The following is a 22,779-nucleotide window of genomic DNA, read 5'->3' as shown; positions in this document are numbered from 1 at the left end:
CTTTGCGCTGTAACACGTTGTTTAAAGTGGAGTAAAATCAGACTTATATGATTTCTGTAGTCCTTATGGCTAGAAGATTTATACTCTATTCATCTCCACCTAATTCACCTTCCCGCCCTAAATATCTCTGAGACGGGAATCTCATTATCCATCAATTGTTTAATACATTTAGTATAAGCTTATAAAAGCGCAAAGTTTGTCTAAATTTTGGAGATTCTATAATTTTTTTCTTCTATATATTGTATACGTTTATAGCTATAGTATAACAAATAAATAAAAAAGTGCCTTTATAACGAGGCACTTTTCGACTGCATTTCTTCTCTTTTCTTTTTCCTCTTACTAACAACCTTTGATAACGCAATACTTACTTCATAAATACAAATAAGCGGCACTGCAACTAAACTATGAGATAAAAAGTCTGGCGGTGATATACAAGATGCAATGATAATTAATGCTACGTAAGCATACCTTCTTATTTTTATTAAAAATTCCGCCGTAAGTATTCCAATACTAGTTAAAAACATTACAACGACTGGCAATTCAAAAATCACAGCAAATGGAACTGTTAAATTAAGTACAAAATGAAAATACTTTTCTGTCGTAAACATCGTATTAAACATTTCATTACCTATCGTAGTTAAAAAGTGAAATAGAAACGGCATTACAATGAAATATCCAAAACATAAACCTGCAATAAATAATATAGACAATACCGGTATATACATTATTGTCATCTTTTGTTCATTTGGATGTAAACCCGGTTTTACAAATAACCAAATTTGTATAGCAGCAAAAGGAATTGTACAAACGATAGCAAATACTGTAGCAATCGAGAAAAAAATCCACAATACATCACTTGGACCGAGAACAGTTAATTTCATTGGTAAATCTTTTACAAGCCAAAAATAAATATCCTTTGTAAAAGTAAATCCAATAATTAAAAATAGTACAAAGGATAACACCGTATATATTACTCTTTTTCGAAGCTCAACAATATGTTCTACTACGCTCATTTCCCGATTTTCCATCTCGTTCACCACACTTTATTTATCCATTACAAGGAAAATACACTACATTTTTTCTTTCTTTTCCTTTTCTTGAAATGCGTCATCTGTCAATTCTTTCGTTGATTTTTTAAACTCTTTTAACGTTTCCCCTAAAGCCTTCCCGATTTCCGGCAATTTTTTAGGTCCAAATAAAATGAGTACTGCTACTAAAATTAAAATTAACCCTGGAAAGCCAATATTTGAAAACATTTCCCCATCCCCTTTATTAGTAGTTTCCTTGTCCTACTATTACATAATTTTATTTTGTCAAAAAAGTTTGAAAACGTCAACAAATCCATTGTCTTTTGTCAAAAAAATTCAAAAATATAATCAATTATACAAATTTCATTTTCTATTGCTCTTGTGTATGATATGGTAAGGGAAATGACATATTATTTTATGATAGTAGAAAGGATTTGCATTATGACTGAAAAAATGACACGAATGACCCAATTTGTAAAAGAAGAAATTGCAAATGCAATTACACATGGTATCGGTGCCATTTTAAGCATCCCTGCCTTAATCATATTGATTATTCATGCTTCTAAGCACGGTACCGCATCAGCCGTAGTTGCATTTACTGTTTATGGTGTAAGTATGTTCTTACTGTACTTGTTTTCAACATTGCTACATAGCATTCATCATCCTAAAGTAGAAAAAATATTTACTATTTTAGATCATTCAGCCATTTACTTATTGATTGCTGGCACGTATACTCCTTTTCTACTTATTACACTTCGTGGCCCATTAGGATGGACGTTGCTTGCTATAATATGGACACTAGCAATCGGAGGTATCGTCTTCAAAATTTTCTTTGTACGTCGCTTTATAAAGGCTTCAACTTTATGTTACATCATTATGGGATGGCTCATAATCGTTGCTATTAAACCACTTTATGAAAATCTAACTGGACATGGTTTTTCACTACTTTTAGCAGGTGGAATTTTATATTCTGTTGGAGCTATATTCTTCCTTTGGGAAAAGCTACCTTTCAACCATGCCATATGGCACCTGTTCGTTTTAGGTGGTAGTGCGATGATGTTCTTCTGTGTACTCTTTTATGTCTTACCTACAGCATAATAAAAAAGGATTCAGCTTACGATAAGCTGAATCCTTTTTTATTACTTATGTAATTGTGAGGCAATAACTTCCTGTGTATGCTTCGTTAATTCTTTAATATCCATATTCGCATAATCTTCAGGTGTAATCGGCTTAGAAATTGTTACTGTTGCATGAGCTGGCTTCATACGATTTCCATTCGCTTCAAACATCTTATATGTACCATCTAATGTTACAGGTAAAATTGCTACACCTGACTTTACTGCCAGATGAAAACTACCAGCCTTAAACTCTCCAACTTCGCCACCCTTACTTCTCGTTCCTTCAGGGAAAATTACGATAGAATGTCCATTCTTTAATAGTTCAATTCCATCTTTAATCGCTTGAAGAGATTGACGACGATCGCTACGATCCATAAATACACAATTCATCAGTTCCATCCAAGTTGGTACAACTGGGAACTTTTTAATCTCTGCTTTTGAAACGAATCCAATTGGTTTATTTAAGTAACCTAGTAAAACAGGGATATCCATATTACTTTGGTGATTACTTACAACTAGTACTGGCTTGTCTTTCGGAACATTTTCAAGTCCTTTCACTTCTACTGCCCCTCCAGCTACACGTACCATTTTCTTACCAAACCAATTTGTCGTTTTATACACAGCATTGTCTTTTTCTTTTGGCGCCATCGTATTTACTTGTCTTTTAAGACGCCACATTCTCGGTGTAATCGCAATTACGATTAAAATTAAATAAAAGATTTTAAAAAACGTTTGAATCATACAGAACCCCCACCTATTATCATTCCGACCTTCATTATACTAGACAAACGAAGGAAAAAGAAGAAAAAAAGTCCAAACAGCAAGTGTTCGGACTTTTTAAGCATTCTATATTAGAAACGTTTTGCTAATTCACGAGCATTAGCAATTGCTGCTTCTTTAATTTCTTGTGCTTTTTCAGGGTTTGCATTCATACCTTCAACTGCAATATATTCAGTATCATTTACACCGACAAATCCTAATACAGTCTTTAAGTGATTGCGACCGAAGTCTACAGCTGCGTATGCTCCTTCAGAATATACGCCACCTGTTGCTTGAATGTGAAGCGCTTTTTTACCTTCTAATAAGCCGACTGGACCATTTTCAGTATATTTGAATGTTTTACCTGCGATTGCTACGTTATCTAAGTATGCTTTTACTACTGGTGGATAGCTAAAGTTCCACATTGGAGTTACGAATACATAACGATCTGCATTCATAAATGTTTCTAAGTTTGTGTTCATTGCTGCTACTTTTTGTTGTTGAACTTCAGTTAAAGCTTCAAAGCCTTCACCTGCTGCAAATTTACCCCAAGCAGCAAATACATCTGCATCAATTGCTGGTACTGTAGTGTTGAATAAATCAATTGTTACAACTTCGTCTTGTGGATGTTCGTTTTTATAAGCTTCGATGAAAGCTTCCCCTACTGCCATTCCGAAAGAACCTTCTGCTGAATTTGGATTTGCTGTGATAAATAGTACTTTTGTCATTGTATTCTCTCCCTTTTTTCTCTTTATCTTTAATTCAAGATTTATTTTTCGAAAGTTAATAACTTACCTTATGTAAGTATAATACAAAAAGTTTTAATCAATGTCAATAAAAAATAGCTACTTTTTTTTCGTAAGTTAATGATTTACTTTGTTTCCTTAAAATTTAGTATACGGATATTACAAACTCTTTCATATAAATAGGCTACCTCTACAACTTATAGAGATAGCCTACTATTACATATTATTTTTGAAATACATGTTTTACTTTTTCAGCTGGAATATTACTTCCGCCTCTACCTTTTACATCTTCAATCATCATTGTAATGACCATATCTGGGGAATTTAAATCAAATGCAGCGAACCAACCTAGTTCTTTTCCTTCGGCCTCTTTTGATACTTTTAATTCCGCTGTACCTGTTTTTCCAGCAAGAGTCATGCCATCAATTTTAGCAATTTTCCCTGTACCATCTGGATCATTAATTACTTTCGTCATTGCAGTTTTTAATATATCCTGATTTCCTTTAGAAATTACATTTTCTTTCCAAGCTTTTGGTTGTTTATCTGTTTTAATAATATACGGTGACGGAATCGTTCCATCATTTACAATTGGCGCATACGTTAAAGCTAAATGAAGAGGAGTCATTAATACTTGTCCTTGTCCATATCCCGTATCTGCCATTTGAATATCATTTTTAATGCCGTCATTTGCAATTTTAGAAGCAGGGAATCCATATTCAATTGGTAGTTTCTCATCGAATCCGAATTTTTTTGCTTCACTCATAAACTTGTCTTTTCCGATTTTCAAAGCTTCTTGTGCGAAGTAAATATTATCCGAGTATTTCATCGCCTTATCAAGATCAATCGGATTTGCATCTTTCACACGCGTTACATAGTAATTACCCCAAGAAGAATCTTTTGTCCATTTTAATCCTTCAATTTTCAACTCTTCTTTTGGATCAATCGTTTTCGTTTCAAGACCAATTGCAGCTGTAATAGGTTTAAATACAGAACCTGGTACCGACAATTGTGTAAAGCGATTTGTCATTGGTTTTTTCGGATCATTATTCCAAGCTTCGCGTTGTGCCTTCGATGTCCCTCGTGCAATTATATTAGGATCATATGCTGGACTACTTACTAGTGCAATTGTTTCTCCACTTTTCGGATTAATTGCTGCACTTGAACCAGCTTCACCCTTCATTTCATTATACGTTTTTTCTTGAACAGCACTATCAATAGTTAAAGTTACATTTTCTCCATCAACAGCATCTGTTTTTGCCAAGTTTTTAATTTCTTTTCCTTGCGCATCTTCTACAAAGACACGGCCACCTTTTTTACCGCGTAACTTTTCCTCTAATACTTGCTCTAAACCAGCTTTACCAACTGGGTCATCAGCTTGATAGCCTTTCTTTTGTAGCGTTTTTAAATCTTCAGCATTTACCTTTCCAATATAACCAGGCAGATGAGCTGCCGCTTCCCCTAACGGATATGTACGAACATTTACAGGTTTTGAGGAAACACCTGGAAAATCAATGTACGTATTTTGTGTTGCCCCTTCAGGCAAAATTCCAATTGGTACGAGATACCCTGGTTTTACCCATTTAGCAGCTAATTTTTGATCAATTTCTTCTACAGACATATTTAATAACTTCGCTACTGTTTCTTTCGTTTGCGGAGCAGCATCGCCTAACTTTTCAGGAATCAATCCGATTTCAGAAGCTTTCCCATTCGTTGCAAGACCTTTTCCATTACGATCGTATATTTCACCACGTTTTGGCTGTGTTGTCTGCATACGCACTTTACTATCTTTCGTCATGCCTGGGAAAATAAAATCAGGAGTCCAATCTATTTTCCAAGATTCTTTATCTCCATCTTTTTCTTTCACCATTTTTGCTTCATGACCAAATGTAATTTTACCACCAACTGTATCCATGCTTACTTTAAAAGGAACAGGGCCTTCATCTTTTTTATCTTCTTTTACTTCCCCTGTTTCTACCTTTAAGTCTTTCACTTCGATACCAGAATAAATTTTTTCATATTTCTCAGTAAACTCTTTCTTTGAAATATCTTTTTTTGCATTTTTTGATAGTTGATCATACATATCTGCAAATTTTTGTTTATTCCACGCTTTTACATATGTATCAAACGCTTCTTGTGGTTTTTCTTCTTTACCACATCCAACTAACATGAATGTTAAGCAAAGAAAAAGAATCCCCCATATCTTTCTCAATCGATTCTCCTCCTCTTTCTATATTAGTACTTTTGAAAATTTTAGCATTTTTACATGCTACCTATCATTATAGCACTATCGAATCTCATCTATAAACTTATATTGGTGAATATAAATAAAAAGATTGATGCGAATTCTCACATCAATCTTTTTTATTATTGTTGTTTCTCATATACATGGTAATAATACGTATATGGGTTTTTTTCATCCGTTAAACCTTTTTCTACAAAAATCTCTTTCCAATTTGTCATATCTATTTCTGGGAAGAATGTATCTCCTTCAAATGCATGATGGATTTTTGTTATATATAACTTGTCTACATAAGGTAAAAAGAGGTCGTAAATTTGCGCTCCACCAAAAATAAAAATCTCTTCTTCATTTTTACATAGTTCAAACACTTCTTCTACAGAATGAACAACTTCACAACCTTCAACATGATACCCTTCATTACGAGTTACAATAATATTACGTCTTCCAGGCAGTGGTCTACCAATCGCTTCATAGTTCTTTCTTCCCATAATAAGCGGGTGACCCATCGTTGTTTTCTTCACGTATTGTAATTCACTCGGTAAACGCCAAGGTAAATTATTATCTTTACCAATTACTCTATTTTCGTCCATAGCGACCATAAATGAAACAATCATTTTTTCATCTCCTCTACAATTATACTGCAACCGGTGCTTTAATTGCTGGATGCGGATCGTATCCTTCAATCGTTAAATCTTCCATTTCAAAATCGAAAACAGATTTCACATCTGGATTTAATGTAAGTTTCGGGAATGGACGTGGTTCACGTGCCAATTGCTTTTCTACTTGTTCAAAATGATTTGTATAAATGTGTGCATCACCAATTGTATGAACAAATTCTCCCACTTCAAGTCCGCATTCATGTGCAATTAAATGTGTTAGTAGTGAGTAACTTGCAATGTTAAATGGAATCCCAAGGAATATGTCACCACTTCTTTGATATAACTGACAAGAAAGCTTTCCATCTGCTACATAAAACTGGAATAGCGTATGACAAGGCGGTAAGGCCATACTTGGTACATCTTCTGGATTCCAGGCAGAAACGATTAAACGACGTGAGTCTGGTGTTTTTTTAATCATTTCAATTACATCTTTTAATTGATCAAGTGTCTCACCAGCTGTCGTTTTCCAAGCACGCCACTGTTTACCGTAAACGTCTCCTAAATAACCATATTTATTTGAGAACTCATCATCTTCTAAAACGTTCTTTTTAAACAATTCCATTTGCTCGTCGTACTGTACTTTAAATTCTTCATCTTGTTGTGAGCGAAGACCAAAATCAGTCATGTCAGGGCCAGTATACTCATCACTTTCTACCCAGCTCTTAAAAGCCCATTCATTCCAAATGTTATTATTATGCTGCAATAAATAGCGAATATTTGTATCACCTTTCATAAACCAAAGCAGTTCACTTGCTACAAGGCGAAACGGTACTCTCTTTGTTGTTAATAAAGGAAAACCTTTACTTAGATCAAAACGCATTTGATATCCAAATACAGATACAGTGCCTGTCCCTGTACGGTCTTCTTTCTTCGTACCATGTTCCATTACATGGCGGCATAAATTTAAGTATTCATTTTCAGCATGTTTCATATGTAGGAAAACCTTCTTTCAATCGTATATGCAATTTATCATAACATGAAAAATGATAAATTTAATAATCCTAATTAATAAAATTTCTTGCGCTAATTCTTACAAAATTATTAACTTTCCAAATATAAAAAGGTTTTCATTTTCTATTACCGAAAGTATAGTGCGGTAGAACAAAATTTATATTTGGAGGTTAGAAGTATGTCTAAAATTGAAACGCCTGTTATGACTTCTTTACAAACAACGGCTGAAAAAATGATGAAGGATTTAAATGTTCCTGGTGCTGCTGTCGCTGTTATAAAAGACGGTGAAGTTATTATTTCAGAAGGTTTCGGCTATCGTAATATAGAAACAAAAGAGGCTGTTACACCGAATACTCGATTCGCAATCGGTTCCTCAACGAAAGCATTTGGCACACTTTCATTAAGCTTGTTAGCACAGCAAAAAAAGTTTAATTGGGATACCCCTATCCAGTCTTATATACCTAACTTTACTTTATCTGAACTACTTGCTAGCTCACAAGTTACAGGACGGGATTTAGCTTCTCATCGAACTGGAGTGAGTCGTCATGAGGCTCTTTGGTACAGTTCTTCCTTATCTCGAAAAGATCTCGTTGAAAAAATAAAACATTTACCACTTGATGCACCGTTCCGAACTGCATTTCTATATAACAATTTAATGTATGCAACAATTAGCTACATTGTTGAAAACATTACAAATCAAACGTGGGAGCAATACACTACAGAACATATTTTAGAACCTTTAAATATGAGACATACAAACTTCTCTGTTAACGATTCACAAACTACAGATGATTACGCTTTACCTTACATTGAAAATGACGGTGAAATAAAAGCAGTTCCATTCCGTAACATCGATACAGTTGGCGCTGCTGGGTGTATTAATTCCACAATTGAAGATATGGCAAATTGGGTACTTCTCCACTTAAATGAAGGAAAATTTGGAGATCATGAATTAATCTCCTCTGAATTATTACAACAAATGTATACACCACACAATTCAATTCCAGACCAACCGGTTTTATCACTCCCTGAATCTCCATTAAATAGTTACGGTCTTGGTTGGTTTATTAGCGCTTATCGTGGTAAAAAAGTGATTCATCATGGCGGTAATATCGATGGATTTTCAGCGCTTGTTTCATTCATACCAACAGAAAACATAGGCCTTGTCATTTTAACGAATGCTGGAGGAACATTACTTCCTACTTATCTCGCTAATCAAATTTATGACGAACTACTTGAATTAGAATCCATTGATTGGCATAAACGTGCTGTAGAAGATACTAAAAAAATGAAGGAAATGATGAAAGAAGCAACTGAATCCCTCCCTGAACAAATTAAAGGGACTACACCTTCGCACAAGTTAGAGGATTATACTGGTACTTTTGAACATCCTGCATACGGAACATTACAAGTATACAAACGAGATGATTCGTTATATGTACAATTTATGGAAATGGATATTCAATTAGGGCATCATCATTACGACATCTTCTCTGCAAAAGTTGACTTATTCCAAATGAAAATGAGCTTATTATTCGCTTATGAAATGAATGTAAGTGGTGAATTCCCATCCCTTCAGTTACATGTACCAGCTACATTAAGTACTCAGCCGCTTACATTTAAGAAAATTAAATAAGTATTTTGATGGTAAAAAATAAAGGTAGGTGCGAATCACACCTACCTTTTCTATTTCATATCAATCTTATCTGATTGAAACCAAATTGGCTTCGATAACTCAAAGTTATTATGATCCTCTAAAACTATAGTAAGGCGCTCTAACATATCATCTAACATATGCGGCGCTGCTCGTAATGTCCAGACAACTGAGGAGAAAACTGTCATACCAACGTACACCGTGTATAATGTCCAGAATTCCTCTGGTATTTTTCTATTAAAGTATCCTTCTATTTGTCCGATTGAATACGGAATACTAATGTCCCTTGCAAACAGTGCAATTTTCACAAAATCATGAAGTGGATCGCCCCAATCGTAGCCATTAAAATCAACAACACCTACATATTTTCCATCCCGTACAATTATATTTTCTAAGTGAAAATCATCGTGTTGAAATCGATTTGGGCGGTTCTTTAAATATATTTCATTTTCTTCAATAAACTTTATGATTTTATCATCATTTTTTATGTTTATTCCACATGTTTTATATGCCTCTAAATATTTACTATGTTTTTTCATTGCTCTTTCATACCATGGAAGTATATTATTAGGAGCTTCATATGTATGCATTTTTGCTAAATCTTTCCCTGCCTCTATACCAATATCATATTGTTCTTTTGGTGAATACGTAGGCAATAACTTCTTCGCATCTTCCCCTTCTAAATACGAAAAGATGCCATAGCATAAACCTTCTTCTGCCAACAAACCTATTTCAATTGGTTTTTGTGCTTGCACACTACGATTTTGCATTTCATTTAAAATTTGAAACTCTATTTTCTTTCTTTCATACTCTTTTATATCGCCTGTCCGCAATAAATATTTATCATTATTCGCACTCGTAATTATATATTTCTTATCAGGTGAAAAACCTTTAGAAATTTCTTTAATATCCACTGCATTTTTTACTATTTGTATATTGTTTTGCCATGCTGTAATTATCTTCATATCTATTCCCCTTACATTTCTGCATTTGGTGTATAGGCAACTTCTACAATAAATCCATTCGGATCGTAAAAATCAATCGTATAGTAACCTTCCGAATAATGATTCATTTCAATTGGACCACGTATTACCTTCACTTTCGTACTAGAAAGAAAATCTGCTACTTCCTCAACTACTTCTCTATGAATAGCTTGATAACAAATATGTCTAGGCCCTAACGTCCTTACAATTTCCTCATCTACTTCTTTAAAGTATATTTCACTTTCTCCTGTGCTATATGCTATTTCATTTAACTTTCTCCACCCAATTATGGAAAACAACTTATTATAAAAAGAAATGGATTCCTCTAAATTTGCTACCCAAAATTCAATATGATGAATGCCTGCTCGCAGTGTATTCATATTAAGAATACGCTCCTTGTACTACTTGCACAATTTCCATCGGCTTATGAACCATGTAATCTGGTGCATCTTTTTTCACTGTTTCAATAACATCATATCCCCAAGATACCCAAATTACGTTCACTCCAGCCTTTTTACACGCTGCTACGTCTCGCTGTTCATCACCGACATATAACATATCTTTCTCTGTTATTTTTTTTGATTTCAAAAATCTTTTTATCATTTTATCTTTACCAAACAAATTTTTAGAACAATACACTTCTTGAATATTTTCGATACCATTCTTGTGTAAAAACGCCCGAATATGCTCTTCTGAGTTCGATGATATGACTGCAATTCCGTAGCCTTTTTTATGTAGTTCATCTAATACTTCTTTCATCCCATGGAACAAAACGAGATTTTTTATAGCAGGCTGATATAATTTATAAAATTCCAACGCTAATATCGGTAGTTTATACAGTGGTACATTAAGTTGTTTACATCTCTCTGGCATCGTTAATTTACGTAAATGTTCAATTTCGTCTTCCTTTACTGCTTTATACCCATGTTTTTCAGCAAGTTGATTATAAATCGGTACAAATATATTTTGTGAATCTACTAATGTGCCATCAAAGTCAAAAACAATATATTTTTGCATTCCCATACTCCCTTTGCTTCTTTTTTCTAAACCTATGTTATTCAACAACATAGTTGTCTGTCCCTTCTATAAAAATAAAAAAGAACAAGATTTTCTCTTGTTCTTTTTAAGACAACCATTTCGGTGGTACATTCGTATTCCAATAAATATTTCCTAACTCATGATGTCCAGAGTATCCATCATCAAAACGGTGGTAATGGAAATTAAAATAATAACCATCTTGCGGTGGATGATCTCTTCTTACATGGAAACGCAATAAATCATTTCCAGATTTCGTATCGTAGACGTGAAAAATCTTCTCATTATTTCCACCAGCTGGTTTTTGAGAAATCGCTAATGATTGTAGTGAATCTTCTGGTACATCACTAGCAAGCTCAGCAATTGCCTCTTCAATTTTCGGTAATATTACATCTTTAAACTCATCTTCAATTACTGGACCAATTTTAGTACCAAACTTTTGCATCGACTGCTTCTCTGCTTCTTGCATTGCATAAGTAATAAAAGTATCGGTGGTTAACCTGTCATTCGTTTCTTCATATGTATAGGACGTGCTCTCCAAACTTTGTTGCCCAGCTGTGCTCGTAGGCTTGTCCGCAGCTTTGGCATTATCAAGTAATATGGAAGGAGGCGTCACTAAACCAAATGTAAACACGGTAATTAATGCGACTAAGGTTTTTCTAAACCAATTTGGCATTTATGTTCCCTCCCCTTTTACTCATTATTTTTTATATAACGGTGGTTTCTTCTATTATACAAAATGATTGTAATTTTTGCACTTTACAATTTTGTTAACGTTCACATATTTTTCACTTGAATATGAAATTGTAAGATTTCATACAATAAAAATACAACAACAACAATAAGGAGGCGATCAGATGACTTTAGATGTCATTTATTCCGCCGCAAGTATACTCGTTTTAGTATATTTTATTTATCAATGTGTTACAGACTAGAAAAAGAGCCGTCAATGGCTCTTTTTTAATGGTACAAATACAATCCATACAATTAATAAAATAAAAACAACGCTGCCTACCACAGCTGGCAATAAATAAAACTGTGAGAGTATAACTATTCCATATAAAAGTATTGCTGGTAGTAGTAAATAACGATCTGCCTTCCATCTTAACAATAGTAATTTCCCTTCATCACAATATAAACGAAGAAACATCTTATTCGTAAATTCATTCCAATAATCACGTGCATAGCGAGAAATTGCAACTACAGCAAATACGAGAACAATAGCTGCAATCCACCTTGGAGTCATAATTATACTTGCAGTACTGATACATATAATTTGAATATAAAATATTCGTGCAGTACTTGTACGGAAAAATTCTTTCAAAAAAGATTCGACAATACGAGAATCAGCTTTTTTCCCTAAAAGTCTTTTAGAGCGCGGAAACATCCACGGTTTTTTATTTGAACTACTCGGTTTAGCCGCATGACCACCAACTTGCATAATTCCGCTCGTCCAGCGCATGCTTTCCTCCTTTTCTTTCTCGATTTCTTTAAAAAAGAACTTTTTATAATTCATTTTCTCTTTTACTAATACACTACTTAAGAAAATTACTAGACCGATAAATAGAATTGAATACAACGGATTTTTATAAATAAAAAATAAACTAATTCCAAAAAAGGACACGCTCATAGAAAATACTACATTTTTTACAATCCATAAAACCCATCGTTTCCCCACATGTACATGAACAAATCTCGTTAACAACGACAACATAAATCGAAATATAGTAAAGAATACCCAAAATAATAGGACTTGTATCTCTGTTACTTCGATACTTTTCATCAACACTGGTAACATAATAACGACTACTATTATATTCGTTATCGCTATTCGAACAAATGTGTACATCATGCCATACTGGACTAATTTTCGCATATGTGTTGCATACGAAATTAAAAATAAACTATCCGCTTGCTCAAAAAATGAACGAACTCCTCTTGGATATGTTACTAGATAAAATGCGAGTAATCCTAATCCGAAATAAATCGTCTCTTCCGTTGATAATTCATTTATCCATAGCGATCGATAATAGATTCCCATAAATATAAGTGCTGGAATAATAATATATAATGCGACTGTCCAATCTGTTACCGAACGTATAGACTTCCATTTCCGCTCAAGTTCATGGCGTAATCTCTTATAAAATTGTTGTTTAATCATGTTGTTCACGCCTTACAATTACATCAAAGCAGTCTAATAATGAACTACCCGGCATTTCCGCTAATATTTGAATAGATTCTAAATGTCCATCTGCGACTAATGTACCTTGTGAAATGAGTAAAAATCTTTCACAAATTTTTTCAGCAGTATCTAATACGTGCGTACAAAGTAAAATTCCTGCCCCGCGCTCTTTTTCTTTATATAAATAATTTAAAAACTCTTTCGTAGCTACTGGATCTAAACCGATAAAAGGTTCGTCAATGATATAAAAATCTGGCTCAGTTAAAAACGCCAATATTAGCATAGACTTTTGTTTCATGCCTTTTGAAAACTTTGATAAATACTCATGTTTATGCTTATTCATTCGAAAAGTATGTAATAATTGTTCCGCTCGTTCTTCCCAACTTCCCATTTCACTTCCACGAGCTGCCATTAATAATTCAATATGTTCCCAGAGCGTCAAGTAATCATAGTATGTTGGATGTTCTGGTACGTATGCATACGGATTTTTCTTTTCACCGAATGATATTTCACCGTCCATATTTACAAGTAATCCGAGTATCGTTTTAATCGTTGTACTTTTCCCAGCACCATTTGCTCCAATAAGAGCAACTAGTTCACCTTTTTCGATAGAAAAAACTATATCATGAATTGTTTTTTCGCCTATTTCATATCCAGCTGAGCGGATATTTACTTTTAACATGCATTCCCCTTCTTTCCATTTCCAATACAATCAAGGAAAAGAATAACATATAACTATCTATATATCATTATAAAATATTTATTTTCATAGCAGGAAAAAACATTTTTTAACAGAATATTAAATGTTTGATTACATTTTATTGGAGTTGATAATATGTCTTTTCAAATTCGTGAAGCAACGATAGATGATATAGACGCACTTTGTTCTTTAACGAAAGAATTAAAAGGTTCCTCTATTTCCTATGAAGATATGAACAACCGCCTACAATTCGTACAAATGAGTCCGTTTGATTTTTTATATGTTTACGAGGAAGAAGAAGCTATATTTGGATTACTTGGATTTCGTATACGTGAAAATTTAGAAGATGTAACACGTTATGGAGAGATTTCAATTATTAGCGTTGATTCTAACATACGACGGAAAGGCATTGGACAAGTTTTGATGGATTATGCCGAGCAATTAGCAAAGAAACATAATTGCATTGGCACATGGCTAGTTAGTGGAACAAAAAGAGTAGAAGCTCATCCTTTTTACAAAAAATTAGGTTATGAAGTAAATGGCTACCGATTTGTAAAATATTTTTAAACTACTTTATAAAGTGAAGGGACTATAACTATGACAAACATTAAAGCAATTTTCATTGATCGTGACGGTACAATTGGTGGTGACACTACAATACATTATCCAGGATCTTTTACATTATTTCCATTCACAAAAACATCCTTGCGAAAACTAAAAGCTAAAAATATAAAAATTTTCTCTTTCACAAATCAACCCGGTATCGCAGATGGAATAGCAACTGTAGCCGATTTTGTACAAGAATTAGAAGGCTTCGGGTTTGATGATATTTATGTATGTCCTCATAAACACGGTGATGGTTGTGAATGCCGGAAACCAAGTACAGGCATGCTGCTTAAAGCAGCAAAAAAACATGGACTTAATTTAACACAATGTGCTGTAGTTGGTGATCGTGGGACTGATATTGTTGCAGGAGCAAAAGTAAATGCGACTACGATTCTAGTCCGAACAGGCGCTGGGTATGATGCTTTGCATACGTACCGAGACAAATGGGCACATATTGAACCAAACTACATTGCAGATAACTTTGAAGATGCAACAAACTGGGTTTTAAATCAACTATAATACAAATGAAAATTTTGATTCACCCGAAATAATTTAAAACATAGTTAAAATAGCCTTTTGGCAAATAATTGTATTCCACAAAACGGATCACCTCAAAAGGTAGCAAGTTCCCTTTTGATACGCAAACATTGCAATTCAAATTATATTTTTTATTAGTAACAGCAATTAACGTAAAGAAGGAATAGCTTAGTGGCTATCCCTTCTTTATTGACTTCTATTATTTACATTTGTTATCTGTTTTTATTGAGTATTCTCATCGTTTTTATACTCCAAAATATCCCCTGGCTGACACTCCAAAGCTTTACATATCGCTTCTAATGTTGAAAAACGAACCGCTTTTGCTTTCGCATTTTTCAAAATAGAAAGATTCGCCATCGTAATTCCAACCTTCTCTGAAAGCTCCGTTACACTCATTTTTCGTTTTGCTAACATGACGTCAATATTAATAATGATTGTCATATCCGCCACCTCAAACCGTCAAATCATTTTCTGATTTTATGTGAATTGCCTCTTGTAGAAGTCGTTGGAGGATAGCAGCAAAAACCGCGATAACGAGCGAAGCAACAGCGATAATGAGTCCCACTAACCCAATAGGAGGATCCATTTTTTTCGCTATAAAATGAAAAAGTGGCAAACTTAATACATACACACCACTGATTGTAATTGCACAGCGCTTTATATTCTTTAACGCCTTTACTGATAATTCCGAGAACGCTGTGTTCTCATCAATGTACTGTAAAAGATTGAAAGCCTGATAAAGAGCAACGTAAAAAGGCACAGCTGCTCCATACATTACAATGAAAACAAGATATTTTATCGGAGCAATGTTAGGATACAAATTCGCTGTGAAATCCGCCATTTCCGGCACTAAAAATATGCATAAAGCAAGCACTGAAATTCCAGCAAGAAAAATAATTACTTTTAAGAACATTGTTGAACTTCGTTTAAGATTCATTTACAATACCTCACTTATTTAATGGCAACATAATTTTATCACAACATTTATTGTTTAACAATAAATAAATATCGTTTTATTTTTGTCATATTTTTTAATTTAGGCAAAAATAAAAAAGAATTTCTCATTACAAAGAAATTCTTTTTCTTGAAAATGCCTCTTTCAACTTAATTTTTTAAAACGTTAATTCGTAATGGAAATAACGATTATCTCTCAAATAGCCATTTTCAGCGTATAATCGTTGTGCTGATAAATTATCAATCTCTGTTTGCAATTTTACACCTTTTGCTCCATTTTCTAATGCGTATTCTTTAGCAGCTTCTAATAATTTTTTACCTGTTCCGGCTCCACGCTTCGCCGCTTGTACAAATAAATCATTTAAAATCCATAATTCTTTCATTGAATTGGAAGAAAATGATGGATATAGTTGCGTGAATCCAATATATTCGTCGTCTTCAACTGCTACGAAAATAACAGACTCTTTTCTCTCAATTCGATTTCGTAAAAATACTTTTGCCCCTTCTAAATCAGAATCTTGTCTATAAAACATGCGATAGTTATTAAAAACTGATGCCAGTCCATCTAAATCTGCAATTGTTGCTTCATATATTCTCATTTTACTACATTCCCCTTCCAATACTGTCTCATTATATCCGTTGCCCATTTAGGCTGGTGTATTTCTTCTGTCGGCATAAACTCTTTCATTATTGGTTTTATATCCAATATAGGAGTGCCATCAATAGCATCTAATCCCTCAACAATAATTGATTTACCTTCTCTTTTGATCACCTTTACAATTGTTACACCTATGCGATTCGGACGATTTTTCCCGCGCTGTGCAAAAATACCTACTTCAGGATAATCCTTATTATTTCTAGGATGTCTAGCAAAATACTGAATTTGCTCGTCAGTTACTTTATGAAAATAAAAAACAACTTCAATATGAGAAAAATCTTCAATCCCTTGTATACTTTTTTCTGCATACATTTCAGTTAAAGTTATACGGGATCTTACTTCTCCCCACTCATCATCTTTTATTTCCTTTCTTTCATTATGTACAAATGCGATTGGTTGAACTGAAAACATACGCATTCCCCCTCAAATGTAACCACTTACATTATAAAGTATTTTCTGAATGTTTTCCAGATATACGAATTAAGTTTACATAATATAATTATAATCTATTTATCTAAAGCTACCTTGACTGCTTCAATTGCATGTATATGGGTCGTATCAAATATCGGGACTGATACGTTTTCTTGCTTTATTAATAAACCTATTTCCGTACAACCTAATATAATTCCTTGTGCTCCTTCTTGTACTAATTCTTCTATAACCCTTTTATAATACTCTCTAGATTGAACTACTATTTTTCCTAAACATAATTCTGTATATATTACTTCGTTTACTTTTTCTCTATTTGTTCCTGATGGTACTATTACTTTTATATCATGCTCTTCAATACGTGACTTATAGAAATCTTGCTCCATTGTATATTTAGTTCCAAGCAGACCAACCTTTTGAATGTCTTTTCTTTTAATTTCTTTTGCAGTTGCATCAGCAATATGTAAGAATGGAATATCAATTTTTTCCTTTATTTTTTCAACTACCTTATGCATTGTATTTGTACAAATGATTATAAAGTCTGCTCCTCCCTTTTGTAATGAATATGCCACATTCCCTAGAATTTCTCCAGCACCATCCCAATCTCCGCTAGACTGACATCGTTCAATCTCTTCAAAATCCACACTATTAATCAAACATTTTGCTGAATGTAGCCCTCCTAATCTCTCTTTTATTTCTTCATTAATAATTCGATAATATTCAGAAGTTGATTCCCAACTCATGCCACCTATAAGACCTATCGTTTTCATATAAACACCTACCTAAACTATTTTTATAAAACTAATAACAACGTTTTATTGTGTATATTATACATAATAAAACAAGACTTTAAGTTTGGAATATAAAGTCTTGTTTTAACGGAAATATGGAAATAATAAAGAATAATTCTACTTTCATTTCCAAGGAAATTTTTATAGAATATTCTGAAATTAACAATCTGATGTTTTTATAAATTCTTTATACTTATAATTAAAACACTCTCGATACAGCTCTTTGATTTCATCATATGATGGAACACGTGGGTTATTAGCTGGGCTACCACTTTCAATTGCATCTGATGCCATTTTAGAAATAGCATTTTCAAATTCAATTTCATCGATTCCGTATTCTTTTAAATTTGGAATACGAAGATCAAAGCAAAGTTTTTTTATTTCACCAAGTGTGTAGTCTGCTACTTCCTCATCAGAATTCGAATACAAATCCTTATTTAAACTACGTCCAATTTTTGCTAACCTTTTCATTGCACTTGTTTTTGTAAACTCTAACACTGTAGGTAATAGTATGGCATTTGATATTCCATGCGGTACATGAAATAATGCTCCCACTGGCCTTGACATTCCATGAACTAATGTAACTGATGCATTAGAAAATGCAATTCCAGCTTGTAAAGAAGCAATCATCATCGCTTCTCTTGCCTCCATATTACGTCCATCTTCATATGCTATACGTAAATATTTCATAATACTTTCAATAGCTGAAAGAGCAAGTACATCTGTAAGTGGTTGTGAAAATTTAGAAATATAAGCTTCAATCGCATGACATAACGCATCTATTCCTGTTGCTGCCGTAATTTGTGGGGGTAACGAACTTGTCAAAACTGGATCTATAATTGCTACTTTCGGTATAAAACTAGGATGCTTCATCATCATTTTTACATCTGTTTTTTTATTCGTAATTACTGCTACACTTGTAACTTCCGATCCAGTACCAGAAGTTGTTGGAATTGCAATAAGTGGTAGTGGCTTGTTTTCTATTTTAATATCCTTTTGGACATAATCCTCAACTTCTCCACCATTTGTATATAAAACCGCTACCGCTTTCGCAGCATCAATACAACTTCCACCACCAATACCGATAATAAAATCGCACTTTTCCTCTTTACAAAGAGATAACGCTTCTAATACGTGTATATTTGTAGGCTCAGCATCCACTTTATTATATGTACTAACAGTAATACCTTTCTTATTTAGTTGTTGCATACACTTTTCAACATATCCTAATTTCTCCATAATTGTATCAGTAACTATAAAAGCTCTTTTCCCTAACTTTTTTGATTGTTCTCCCAGTTTTTCAAGCGAATTCCTTCCATATAATACCGACTTTGGCATACGAAACTCAGAAACCTCTTGCAAGTCCCCCACCCCTTCTTATCCTAATTAATATTTTATAACATAAATTATCGATTTGATGAATCTTTACGATTCAAATTTTTTAATAGAGTCCTGTTAAAGTATAGAATGCGATAACTAAAAATACAGCAACCGTTTTCAAAATTGTAATAGCAAATATATCTTTATATGACTGTTTATGTGTTAATCCTGTTACTGTAAGAATAGTAATAATAGCCCCGTTATGTGGTAGTGTATCCATTCCTCCTGATGCCATTGATACGATACGGTGCATAACTTCTAATGGAATATCAAATTGATTGGCCGCTGCAATAAATTTATCTCCCATTGCACTTAATACTATTCCCATTCCTCCTGATGCCGAGCCTGTAATTCCAGCTAAAATATTCGTCGTTACTGCACCATTCACTAACGGATTTGTGAAAGTAGCAGAGATGCCATCTCTCATAATTGCGAAACCTGGAAGTGCTGCAATGACACCACCGAATCCAAACTCAGCTCCTGTATTCATCGTTGCAAGTAGCGCTCCACCAATACTTGTATTCAATCCAGCTTGGAAACCTGTTACTACTCGCTTCCAATATAATAATAACGTTGTTAAGATCCCTATAATAAGTGCCAATTCTACAGACCAAATTCCTACTACTGCACTTAATTCTACTTTTCCAAATGCTTTCATACCAATTGCAGAAAAATCAAAACCGCTTGGATACCACTTCGGTATCATAATAGTAAACACTTTATTCATTACACCTACTAAAATAAGTGGTATAAATGTAATAAGTTGTTGTGCTCTTGTGATTTCAATGTTATTAGTTAATGGCATATTTTTTTGTTCTACTTGCAAAGATGCTGCCATTTCAGTATTTCCATCATTAAAACCAAAGTATCCTTCACCTTCCGCTTTTGCCTTCTTACGTCTACTCTCTAAATATAGTAAACCTACTGTAAGAACAAAAATTGCTCCTACAATCCCAAGTATCGGTGCAGCATAAATATCCGTTTTAAAAAATGTTGTAGGTATTACATTTTGAATTTGTGGTGATCCAGGTAACGCATCCATTGTAAACGTTACTGCTCCAAGAACAATCGTTCCAGGGATTAAACGCTTTGGAATATTAGCTTGTCGAAACAACTTAGCTGCGAACGGATAAACAGCAAACACTACTACATACACACTAACACCACTATACGTTAAAATAGCCCCCATTAATACAATCGCTAATATAGTACGTTTTTCACCAACTAACTCAATAATTGTTTTTGCGATAGAATCTGCAATTCCTGACATTTCCACTACTTTTCCAAATATTGCTCCTAATAAAAACACAGGAAAATATAATTTTATAAATCCAACCATTTTCTCCATAAAGATATTAGAAAAGAAAGGTAATACATAACTAGGTTCTGTCAAAAATACTGCAAATAATGCAAATATCGGTGCGAATAAAATAACAGAAAAACCTCTGTATGCTACGAACATAAGTAAACTTAGTGCTAATAATATAATAACTAACTCCAATGTTTACCCCTCCATTAAACAGAATATTCTAAATTTTATTGATAAATTTCTACTAACCTTTTAATTCTGACATCCCTCCTCTTATTCATACAAATTTTTATGCTAAAAATGTCTAATTATAATTATTGCGATTACATATGAAAAATCCCTTTAAACAGAAACGAATTCATCGTCATACGTTATAAAGGGATTGCTAGAATCTATATTTACTGCTGTATTAAATTTTTCTCTACACAAAAATGATACAGCTTCTTCAACATCTTTCACTATGTAGGTCGCACTAACTTCAGTCAGTTCTTTTTCACAGCCATAGCCATATAAAACACCAATTGAAGCAATTCCATTCTGATTTGCACCTATTATATCGTGCTTTCTATCACCAATCATTATCATTTCTTCTTTATTTAGTTCTTCATTTTTTTGTAAAATATGAGCAATTATTTCTTCTTTTTTTATTCTCGTACCATCTAAATTACTTCCAATGATGTCTTCGAAATAATTCGTTAATTGAAAATGCTCTATAACTTGTTTCGCAAATACAGTGGGCTTTGAAGTTGCTACAAATATGCGATTCCCTGAACTTTTTAATTGTTGCAAGAGCTTCAGAATCCCCTCGTATACATTCTTTTCAAACAATCCACGCTGCTTTAAATACTCACGGAAGTAAAAAACTGCACGTTCAACCTCTCCTTCACTCATATTATATCTCTCTACGAATGATTGCTGAATAGGAGGACCTATAAATGAATCTAACTCACTTATATGTACTTCTTCAATTCCTACTTTTTTTAACGCATACAAAACCGAATTTACAATTCCTTCTTTCGGATCCGTTAAAGTTCCATCTAAATCAAATAGAAATGTTTTATACATGTTTCATTCCTCCACTTAATTTGCTGTATAAATAACTGCTAACATCTCTTCCACTTCTCCCTATTATACTATCATTATCTATTTTTTCGAAAAATCAATTTCCATATGTCACATACTTTCAGTTACAAAATACGATAGATATGATAAAGTAAAAAAGTTACAATTATTTTAATAGAAACTGGTGAAACAAATGTCAATTACGTTAATTTTTATAATGGCTTTCACAATTGTAATCCACGCAGTTGAAACAAGCTCTTATAGTATTCGATTAGCTGGAGTACGTTTAAAGAAGATTGCGGTTGCCCTGTCTGTTGTAGGAATGGTGTTACTTATTTCAAGAACATCAAACTTACTACAAGCCTTTTTAATCGGTGGTATTGTCGATGAAGCAAAACTAGATTCTTCTATTAATTTAGAGCATATTATACGACTCGTACTATTATCGGCTTCTATCGGTACATTAATCGCGATCATTCTTTATCCAACTTTGACAAAATTATTTGGATATGTCATTCAAAACTTTGAAACAGACGGTTCTTTCATTCGAATGATGAAAACGAATAACATTCAAAAATTAAAGTACACAAAAAAATATGTCCGCTTTCCAAAGTTAGAAATGATTCATAGACTGCGTATCGGCGGTATTCCAAAGCGTATAATGCTTATTAACATGTTTGCTACTGCTATTTATACAGCAGGGGTACTTTCAGCCCTTTACGCTTCTTTTTTAAATCCAGATTATGCAACAAATGCAAGTACAGCTTCTGGCCTTGTAAATGGTTTCGCCACTATTTTATTAACTGTATTACTCGATCCACGCATTGCTCTTTTAACAGAACGTGCTCTACAATCAGAAAGCGGTGCTGAATCTATGAGTAAAATGTATGGTTGGCTAATGATTTCTAGACTTCTCGGCACATTATTAGCACAACTGCTATTTGTACCAGGTGCTTACTGGATTTTATGGATTATTGAACTGATGCATTAATTTACTAG

General features: G+C 33.5%; 25 protein-coding genes and 1 pseudogene. 5 read left to right on the top strand and 21 right to left on the bottom strand.

From position 1 onward, the window contains the following. Positions 1-287: 287 nt before the first annotated feature. On the bottom strand, positions 288-1,028 hold the full coding sequence (gene tatC, locus BC_RS11025) for a twin-arginine translocase subunit TatC (protein WP_000431523.1): 741 nt from the start codon (positions 1,026-1,028) through the stop codon (positions 288-290). Between the two features lie 42 nt (positions 1,029-1,070). Then, a complete protein-coding gene (locus tag BC_RS11020) occupies positions 1,071-1,256 on the bottom strand; it encodes a twin-arginine translocase TatA/TatE family subunit (protein ID WP_000492443.1) in 186 nt (61 codons plus the stop codon). A gap of 213 nt (positions 1,257-1,469) precedes the next feature. Here BC_RS11020 and trhA point away from each other — a divergent pair, with 213 nt between their 5' ends. Beyond that, entirely contained in the window at positions 1,470-2,126 is a 657-nt protein-coding gene (gene trhA / locus BC_RS11015) for a PAQR family membrane homeostasis protein TrhA (protein ID WP_000136889.1), read from the top strand. Positions 2,127-2,167: 41 nt separating this feature from the next. Here trhA and BC_RS11010 read toward each other — a convergent pair whose 3' ends face one another. The 5 genes from BC_RS11010 to BC_RS10990 all read right to left on the bottom strand — a co-directional run bounded on the left by BC_RS11010 (position 2,168) and on the right by BC_RS10990 (position 7,480). Then, a complete protein-coding gene (locus tag BC_RS11010) occupies positions 2,168-2,887 on the bottom strand; it encodes a lysophospholipid acyltransferase family protein (RefSeq protein ID WP_000616577.1) in 720 nt (239 codons plus the stop codon). Between the two features lie 110 nt (positions 2,888-2,997). Continuing rightward, entirely contained in the window at positions 2,998-3,633 is a 636-nt protein-coding gene (locus tag BC_RS11005) for an FMN-dependent NADH-azoreductase (RefSeq protein ID WP_000170025.1), read from the bottom strand. 241 nt (positions 3,634-3,874) lie between these two features. Next, positions 3,875-5,860: a penicillin-binding protein 3 gene (pbpC, locus tag BC_RS11000; protein ID WP_001227238.1), complete on the bottom strand. Its 1,986-nt coding sequence runs from the start codon at positions 5,858-5,860 to the stop codon at positions 3,875-3,877. Positions 5,861-6,015: 155 nt separating this feature from the next. Then, on the bottom strand, positions 6,016-6,504 hold the full coding sequence (locus tag BC_RS10995; RefSeq protein WP_000637205.1) for a dihydrofolate reductase: 489 nt from the start codon (positions 6,502-6,504) through the stop codon (positions 6,016-6,018). Positions 6,505-6,523: 19 nt separating this feature from the next. Then, positions 6,524-7,480, bottom strand: coding sequence for a thymidylate synthase (locus tag BC_RS10990; protein WP_000679609.1), 957 nt, complete (start codon positions 7,478-7,480; stop codon positions 6,524-6,526). A 198-nt stretch (positions 7,481-7,678) separates the two neighbouring features. Here BC_RS10990 and BC_RS10985 point away from each other — a divergent pair, with 198 nt between their 5' ends. Further along, positions 7,679-9,136 (top strand): serine hydrolase, encoded by a 1,458-nt coding sequence (locus tag BC_RS10985; RefSeq protein ID WP_000034322.1) that lies wholly within the window; start codon positions 7,679-7,681, stop codon positions 9,134-9,136. 50 nt (positions 9,137-9,186) lie between these two features. On the opposite strand, the gene BC_RS10980 is transcribed toward BC_RS10985, so the two are convergent. The 6 genes from BC_RS10980 to BC_RS10955 form a co-directional block, all read right to left on the bottom strand. Beyond that, complete coding sequence (locus tag BC_RS10980) at positions 9,187-10,119, bottom strand: aminoglycoside phosphotransferase family protein (protein ID WP_000692087.1); 933 nt, start codon at positions 10,117-10,119, stop codon at positions 9,187-9,189. Positions 10,120-10,130: 11 nt separating this feature from the next. Further along, positions 10,131-10,517, bottom strand: a complete 387-nt coding sequence (locus BC_RS10975) for a VOC family protein (RefSeq protein ID WP_001094664.1) — start codon at positions 10,515-10,517, stop codon at positions 10,131-10,133. 1 nt (position 10,518) lies between these two features. Then, positions 10,519-11,154 carry an HAD family hydrolase gene (locus tag BC_RS10970; protein WP_025687389.1) on the bottom strand — a complete coding sequence of 212 codons (636 nt, stop codon included), beginning with the start codon at positions 11,152-11,154 and terminating at the stop codon, positions 10,519-10,521. A gap of 106 nt (positions 11,155-11,260) precedes the next feature. After that, the gene (locus tag BC_RS10965) at positions 11,261-11,848 is read right to left on the bottom strand and encodes a YpjP family protein (RefSeq protein ID WP_001134421.1); all 588 of its coding nucleotides are present in this window, start codon (positions 11,846-11,848) and stop codon (positions 11,261-11,263) included. A 270-nt stretch (positions 11,849-12,118) separates the two neighbouring features. Then, entirely contained in the window at positions 12,119-13,333 is a 1,215-nt protein-coding gene (locus tag BC_RS10960) for an ABC transporter permease (protein WP_000595441.1), read from the bottom strand. Beyond that, on the bottom strand, positions 13,326-14,036 hold the full coding sequence (locus BC_RS10955; RefSeq protein WP_000921912.1) for an ABC transporter ATP-binding protein: 711 nt from the start codon (positions 14,034-14,036) through the stop codon (positions 13,326-13,328). Before BC_RS10955 ends, BC_RS10960 begins: the two co-directional genes overlap by 8 nt. Positions 14,037-14,189: 153 nt before the next feature. Between BC_RS10955 and BC_RS10950 the strand changes: the two genes are divergently transcribed. Both BC_RS10950 and BC_RS10945 read left to right on the top strand, forming a co-directional pair. Further along, entirely contained in the window at positions 14,190-14,621 is a 432-nt protein-coding gene (locus BC_RS10950) for a GNAT family N-acetyltransferase (protein ID WP_000009777.1), read from the top strand. A 30-nt stretch (positions 14,622-14,651) separates the two neighbouring features. Continuing rightward, entirely contained in the window at positions 14,652-15,179 is a 528-nt protein-coding gene (locus BC_RS10945) for an HAD-IIIA family hydrolase (protein ID WP_000181788.1), read from the top strand. A gap of 240 nt (positions 15,180-15,419) precedes the next feature. On the opposite strand, the gene BC_RS10940 is transcribed toward BC_RS10945, so the two are convergent. The 8 genes and pseudogenes from BC_RS10940 to BC_RS10905 form a co-directional block, all read right to left on the bottom strand. Further along, entirely contained in the window at positions 15,420-15,638 is a 219-nt protein-coding gene (locus tag BC_RS10940) for a helix-turn-helix domain-containing protein (RefSeq protein ID WP_000152532.1), read from the bottom strand. Positions 15,639-15,648: 10 nt separating this feature from the next. Next, positions 15,649-16,134: a DUF2975 domain-containing protein gene (locus tag BC_RS10935; protein WP_001050142.1), complete on the bottom strand. Its 486-nt coding sequence runs from the start codon at positions 16,132-16,134 to the stop codon at positions 15,649-15,651. Positions 16,135-16,309: 175 nt separating this feature from the next. Beyond that, positions 16,310-16,750, bottom strand: coding sequence for a GNAT family N-acetyltransferase (locus BC_RS10930; RefSeq protein WP_001223870.1), 441 nt, complete (start codon positions 16,748-16,750; stop codon positions 16,310-16,312). Further along, positions 16,747-17,220: an SAM-dependent methyltransferase gene (locus BC_RS10925; RefSeq protein ID WP_000493258.1), complete on the bottom strand. Its 474-nt coding sequence runs from the start codon at positions 17,218-17,220 to the stop codon at positions 16,747-16,749. The genes BC_RS10930 and BC_RS10925 overlap by 4 nt, the downstream gene beginning before the upstream one ends. Before the next feature lie 95 nt (positions 17,221-17,315). Continuing rightward, positions 17,316-18,008: an aspartate/glutamate racemase family protein gene (locus BC_RS10920; protein WP_000848573.1), complete on the bottom strand. Its 693-nt coding sequence runs from the start codon at positions 18,006-18,008 to the stop codon at positions 17,316-17,318. 180 nt (positions 18,009-18,188) lie between these two features. Next, the gene (locus tag BC_RS10915) at positions 18,189-19,391 is read right to left on the bottom strand and encodes an iron-containing alcohol dehydrogenase (protein WP_001158673.1); all 1,203 of its coding nucleotides are present in this window, start codon (positions 19,389-19,391) and stop codon (positions 18,189-18,191) included. 79 nt (positions 19,392-19,470) lie between these two features. Beyond that, positions 19,471-20,910, bottom strand: coding sequence for a GntP family permease (locus BC_RS10910; protein WP_000424336.1), 1,440 nt, complete (start codon positions 20,908-20,910; stop codon positions 19,471-19,473). Positions 20,911-21,116: 206 nt separating this feature from the next. Further along, a pseudogene (locus BC_RS10905) lies at positions 21,117-21,783 on the bottom strand (HAD family hydrolase). 190 nt (positions 21,784-21,973) lie between these two features. Here BC_RS10905 and BC_RS10900 point away from each other — a divergent pair. After that, the gene (locus BC_RS10900) at positions 21,974-22,771 is read left to right on the top strand and encodes a lipid II flippase Amj family protein (protein WP_000028915.1); all 798 of its coding nucleotides are present in this window, start codon (positions 21,974-21,976) and stop codon (positions 22,769-22,771) included. Positions 22,772-22,779: the final 8 nt, after the last annotated feature.

It is taken from the genome of Bacillus cereus ATCC 14579 (genome assembly GCF_000007825.1).
Classification (GTDB): Bacteria; Bacillota; Bacilli; order Bacillales; family Bacillaceae_G; genus Bacillus_A; species Bacillus_A cereus.
The sequence above is the reverse complement of the archived record's forward strand: the minus strand, read 5'-3'. Positions and strand labels throughout refer to the sequence as shown.

What these genes read in the sequence shown, in the direction of transcription:
- BC_RS10985 (WP_000034322.1), top strand. Translation starts at nt 7,679, where the DNA reads ATGTCTAAAATTGAAACGCCTGTTATGACTTCTTTACAAACAACGGCT.
- BC_RS10970 (WP_025687389.1), bottom strand. Translation starts at nt 11,154, where the DNA reads ATGCAAAAATATATTGTTTTTGACTTTGATGGCACATTAGTAGATTCA.
- BC_RS10990 (WP_000679609.1), bottom strand. Translation starts at nt 7,480, where the DNA reads ATGAAACATGCTGAAAATGAATACTTAAATTTATGCCGCCATGTAATG.
- BC_RS10930 (WP_001223870.1), bottom strand. Translation starts at nt 16,750, where the DNA reads ATGAGAATATATGAAGCAACAATTGCAGATTTAGATGGACTGGCATCA.
- BC_RS11010 (WP_000616577.1), bottom strand. Translation starts at nt 2,887, where the DNA reads ATGATTCAAACGTTTTTTAAAATCTTTTATTTAATTTTAATCGTAATT.
- BC_RS10955 (WP_000921912.1), bottom strand. Translation starts at nt 14,036, where the DNA reads ATGTTAAAAGTAAATATCCGCTCAGCTGGATATGAAATAGGCGAAAAA.
- tatC (WP_000431523.1), bottom strand. Translation starts at nt 1,028, where the DNA reads ATGGAAAATCGGGAAATGAGCGTAGTAGAACATATTGTTGAGCTTCGA.
- BC_RS10965 (WP_001134421.1), bottom strand. Translation starts at nt 11,848, where the DNA reads ATGCCAAATTGGTTTAGAAAAACCTTAGTCGCATTAATTACCGTGTTT.
- BC_RS10935 (WP_001050142.1), bottom strand. Translation starts at nt 16,134, where the DNA reads ATGAATCTTAAACGAAGTTCAACAATGTTCTTAAAAGTAATTATTTTT.
- BC_RS10980 (WP_000692087.1), bottom strand. Translation starts at nt 10,119, where the DNA reads ATGAAGATAATTACAGCATGGCAAAACAATATACAAATAGTAAAAAAT.
- BC_RS11020 (WP_000492443.1), bottom strand. Translation starts at nt 1,256, where the DNA reads ATGTTTTCAAATATTGGCTTTCCAGGGTTAATTTTAATTTTAGTAGCA.
- BC_RS10950 (WP_000009777.1), top strand. Translation starts at nt 14,190, where the DNA reads ATGTCTTTTCAAATTCGTGAAGCAACGATAGATGATATAGACGCACTT.
- BC_RS10945 (WP_000181788.1), top strand. Translation starts at nt 14,652, where the DNA reads ATGACAAACATTAAAGCAATTTTCATTGATCGTGACGGTACAATTGGT.
- BC_RS10925 (WP_000493258.1), bottom strand. Translation starts at nt 17,220, where the DNA reads ATGTTTTCAGTTCAACCAATCGCATTTGTACATAATGAAAGAAAGGAA.
- trhA (WP_000136889.1), top strand. Translation starts at nt 1,470, where the DNA reads ATGACTGAAAAAATGACACGAATGACCCAATTTGTAAAAGAAGAAATT.
- BC_RS10995 (WP_000637205.1), bottom strand. Translation starts at nt 6,504, where the DNA reads ATGATTGTTTCATTTATGGTCGCTATGGACGAAAATAGAGTAATTGGT.
- BC_RS11005 (WP_000170025.1), bottom strand. Translation starts at nt 3,633, where the DNA reads ATGACAAAAGTACTATTTATCACAGCAAATCCAAATTCAGCAGAAGGT.
- BC_RS10940 (WP_000152532.1), bottom strand. Translation starts at nt 15,638, where the DNA reads ATGACAATCATTATTAATATTGACGTCATGTTAGCAAAACGAAAAATG.
- BC_RS10960 (WP_000595441.1), bottom strand. Translation starts at nt 13,333, where the DNA reads ATGATTAAACAACAATTTTATAAGAGATTACGCCATGAACTTGAGCGG.
- BC_RS10975 (WP_001094664.1), bottom strand. Translation starts at nt 10,517, where the DNA reads ATGAATACACTGCGAGCAGGCATTCATCATATTGAATTTTGGGTAGCA.
- BC_RS10900 (WP_000028915.1), top strand. Translation starts at nt 21,974, where the DNA reads ATGTCAATTACGTTAATTTTTATAATGGCTTTCACAATTGTAATCCAC.
- BC_RS10920 (WP_000848573.1), bottom strand. Translation starts at nt 18,008, where the DNA reads ATGAAAACGATAGGTCTTATAGGTGGCATGAGTTGGGAATCAACTTCT.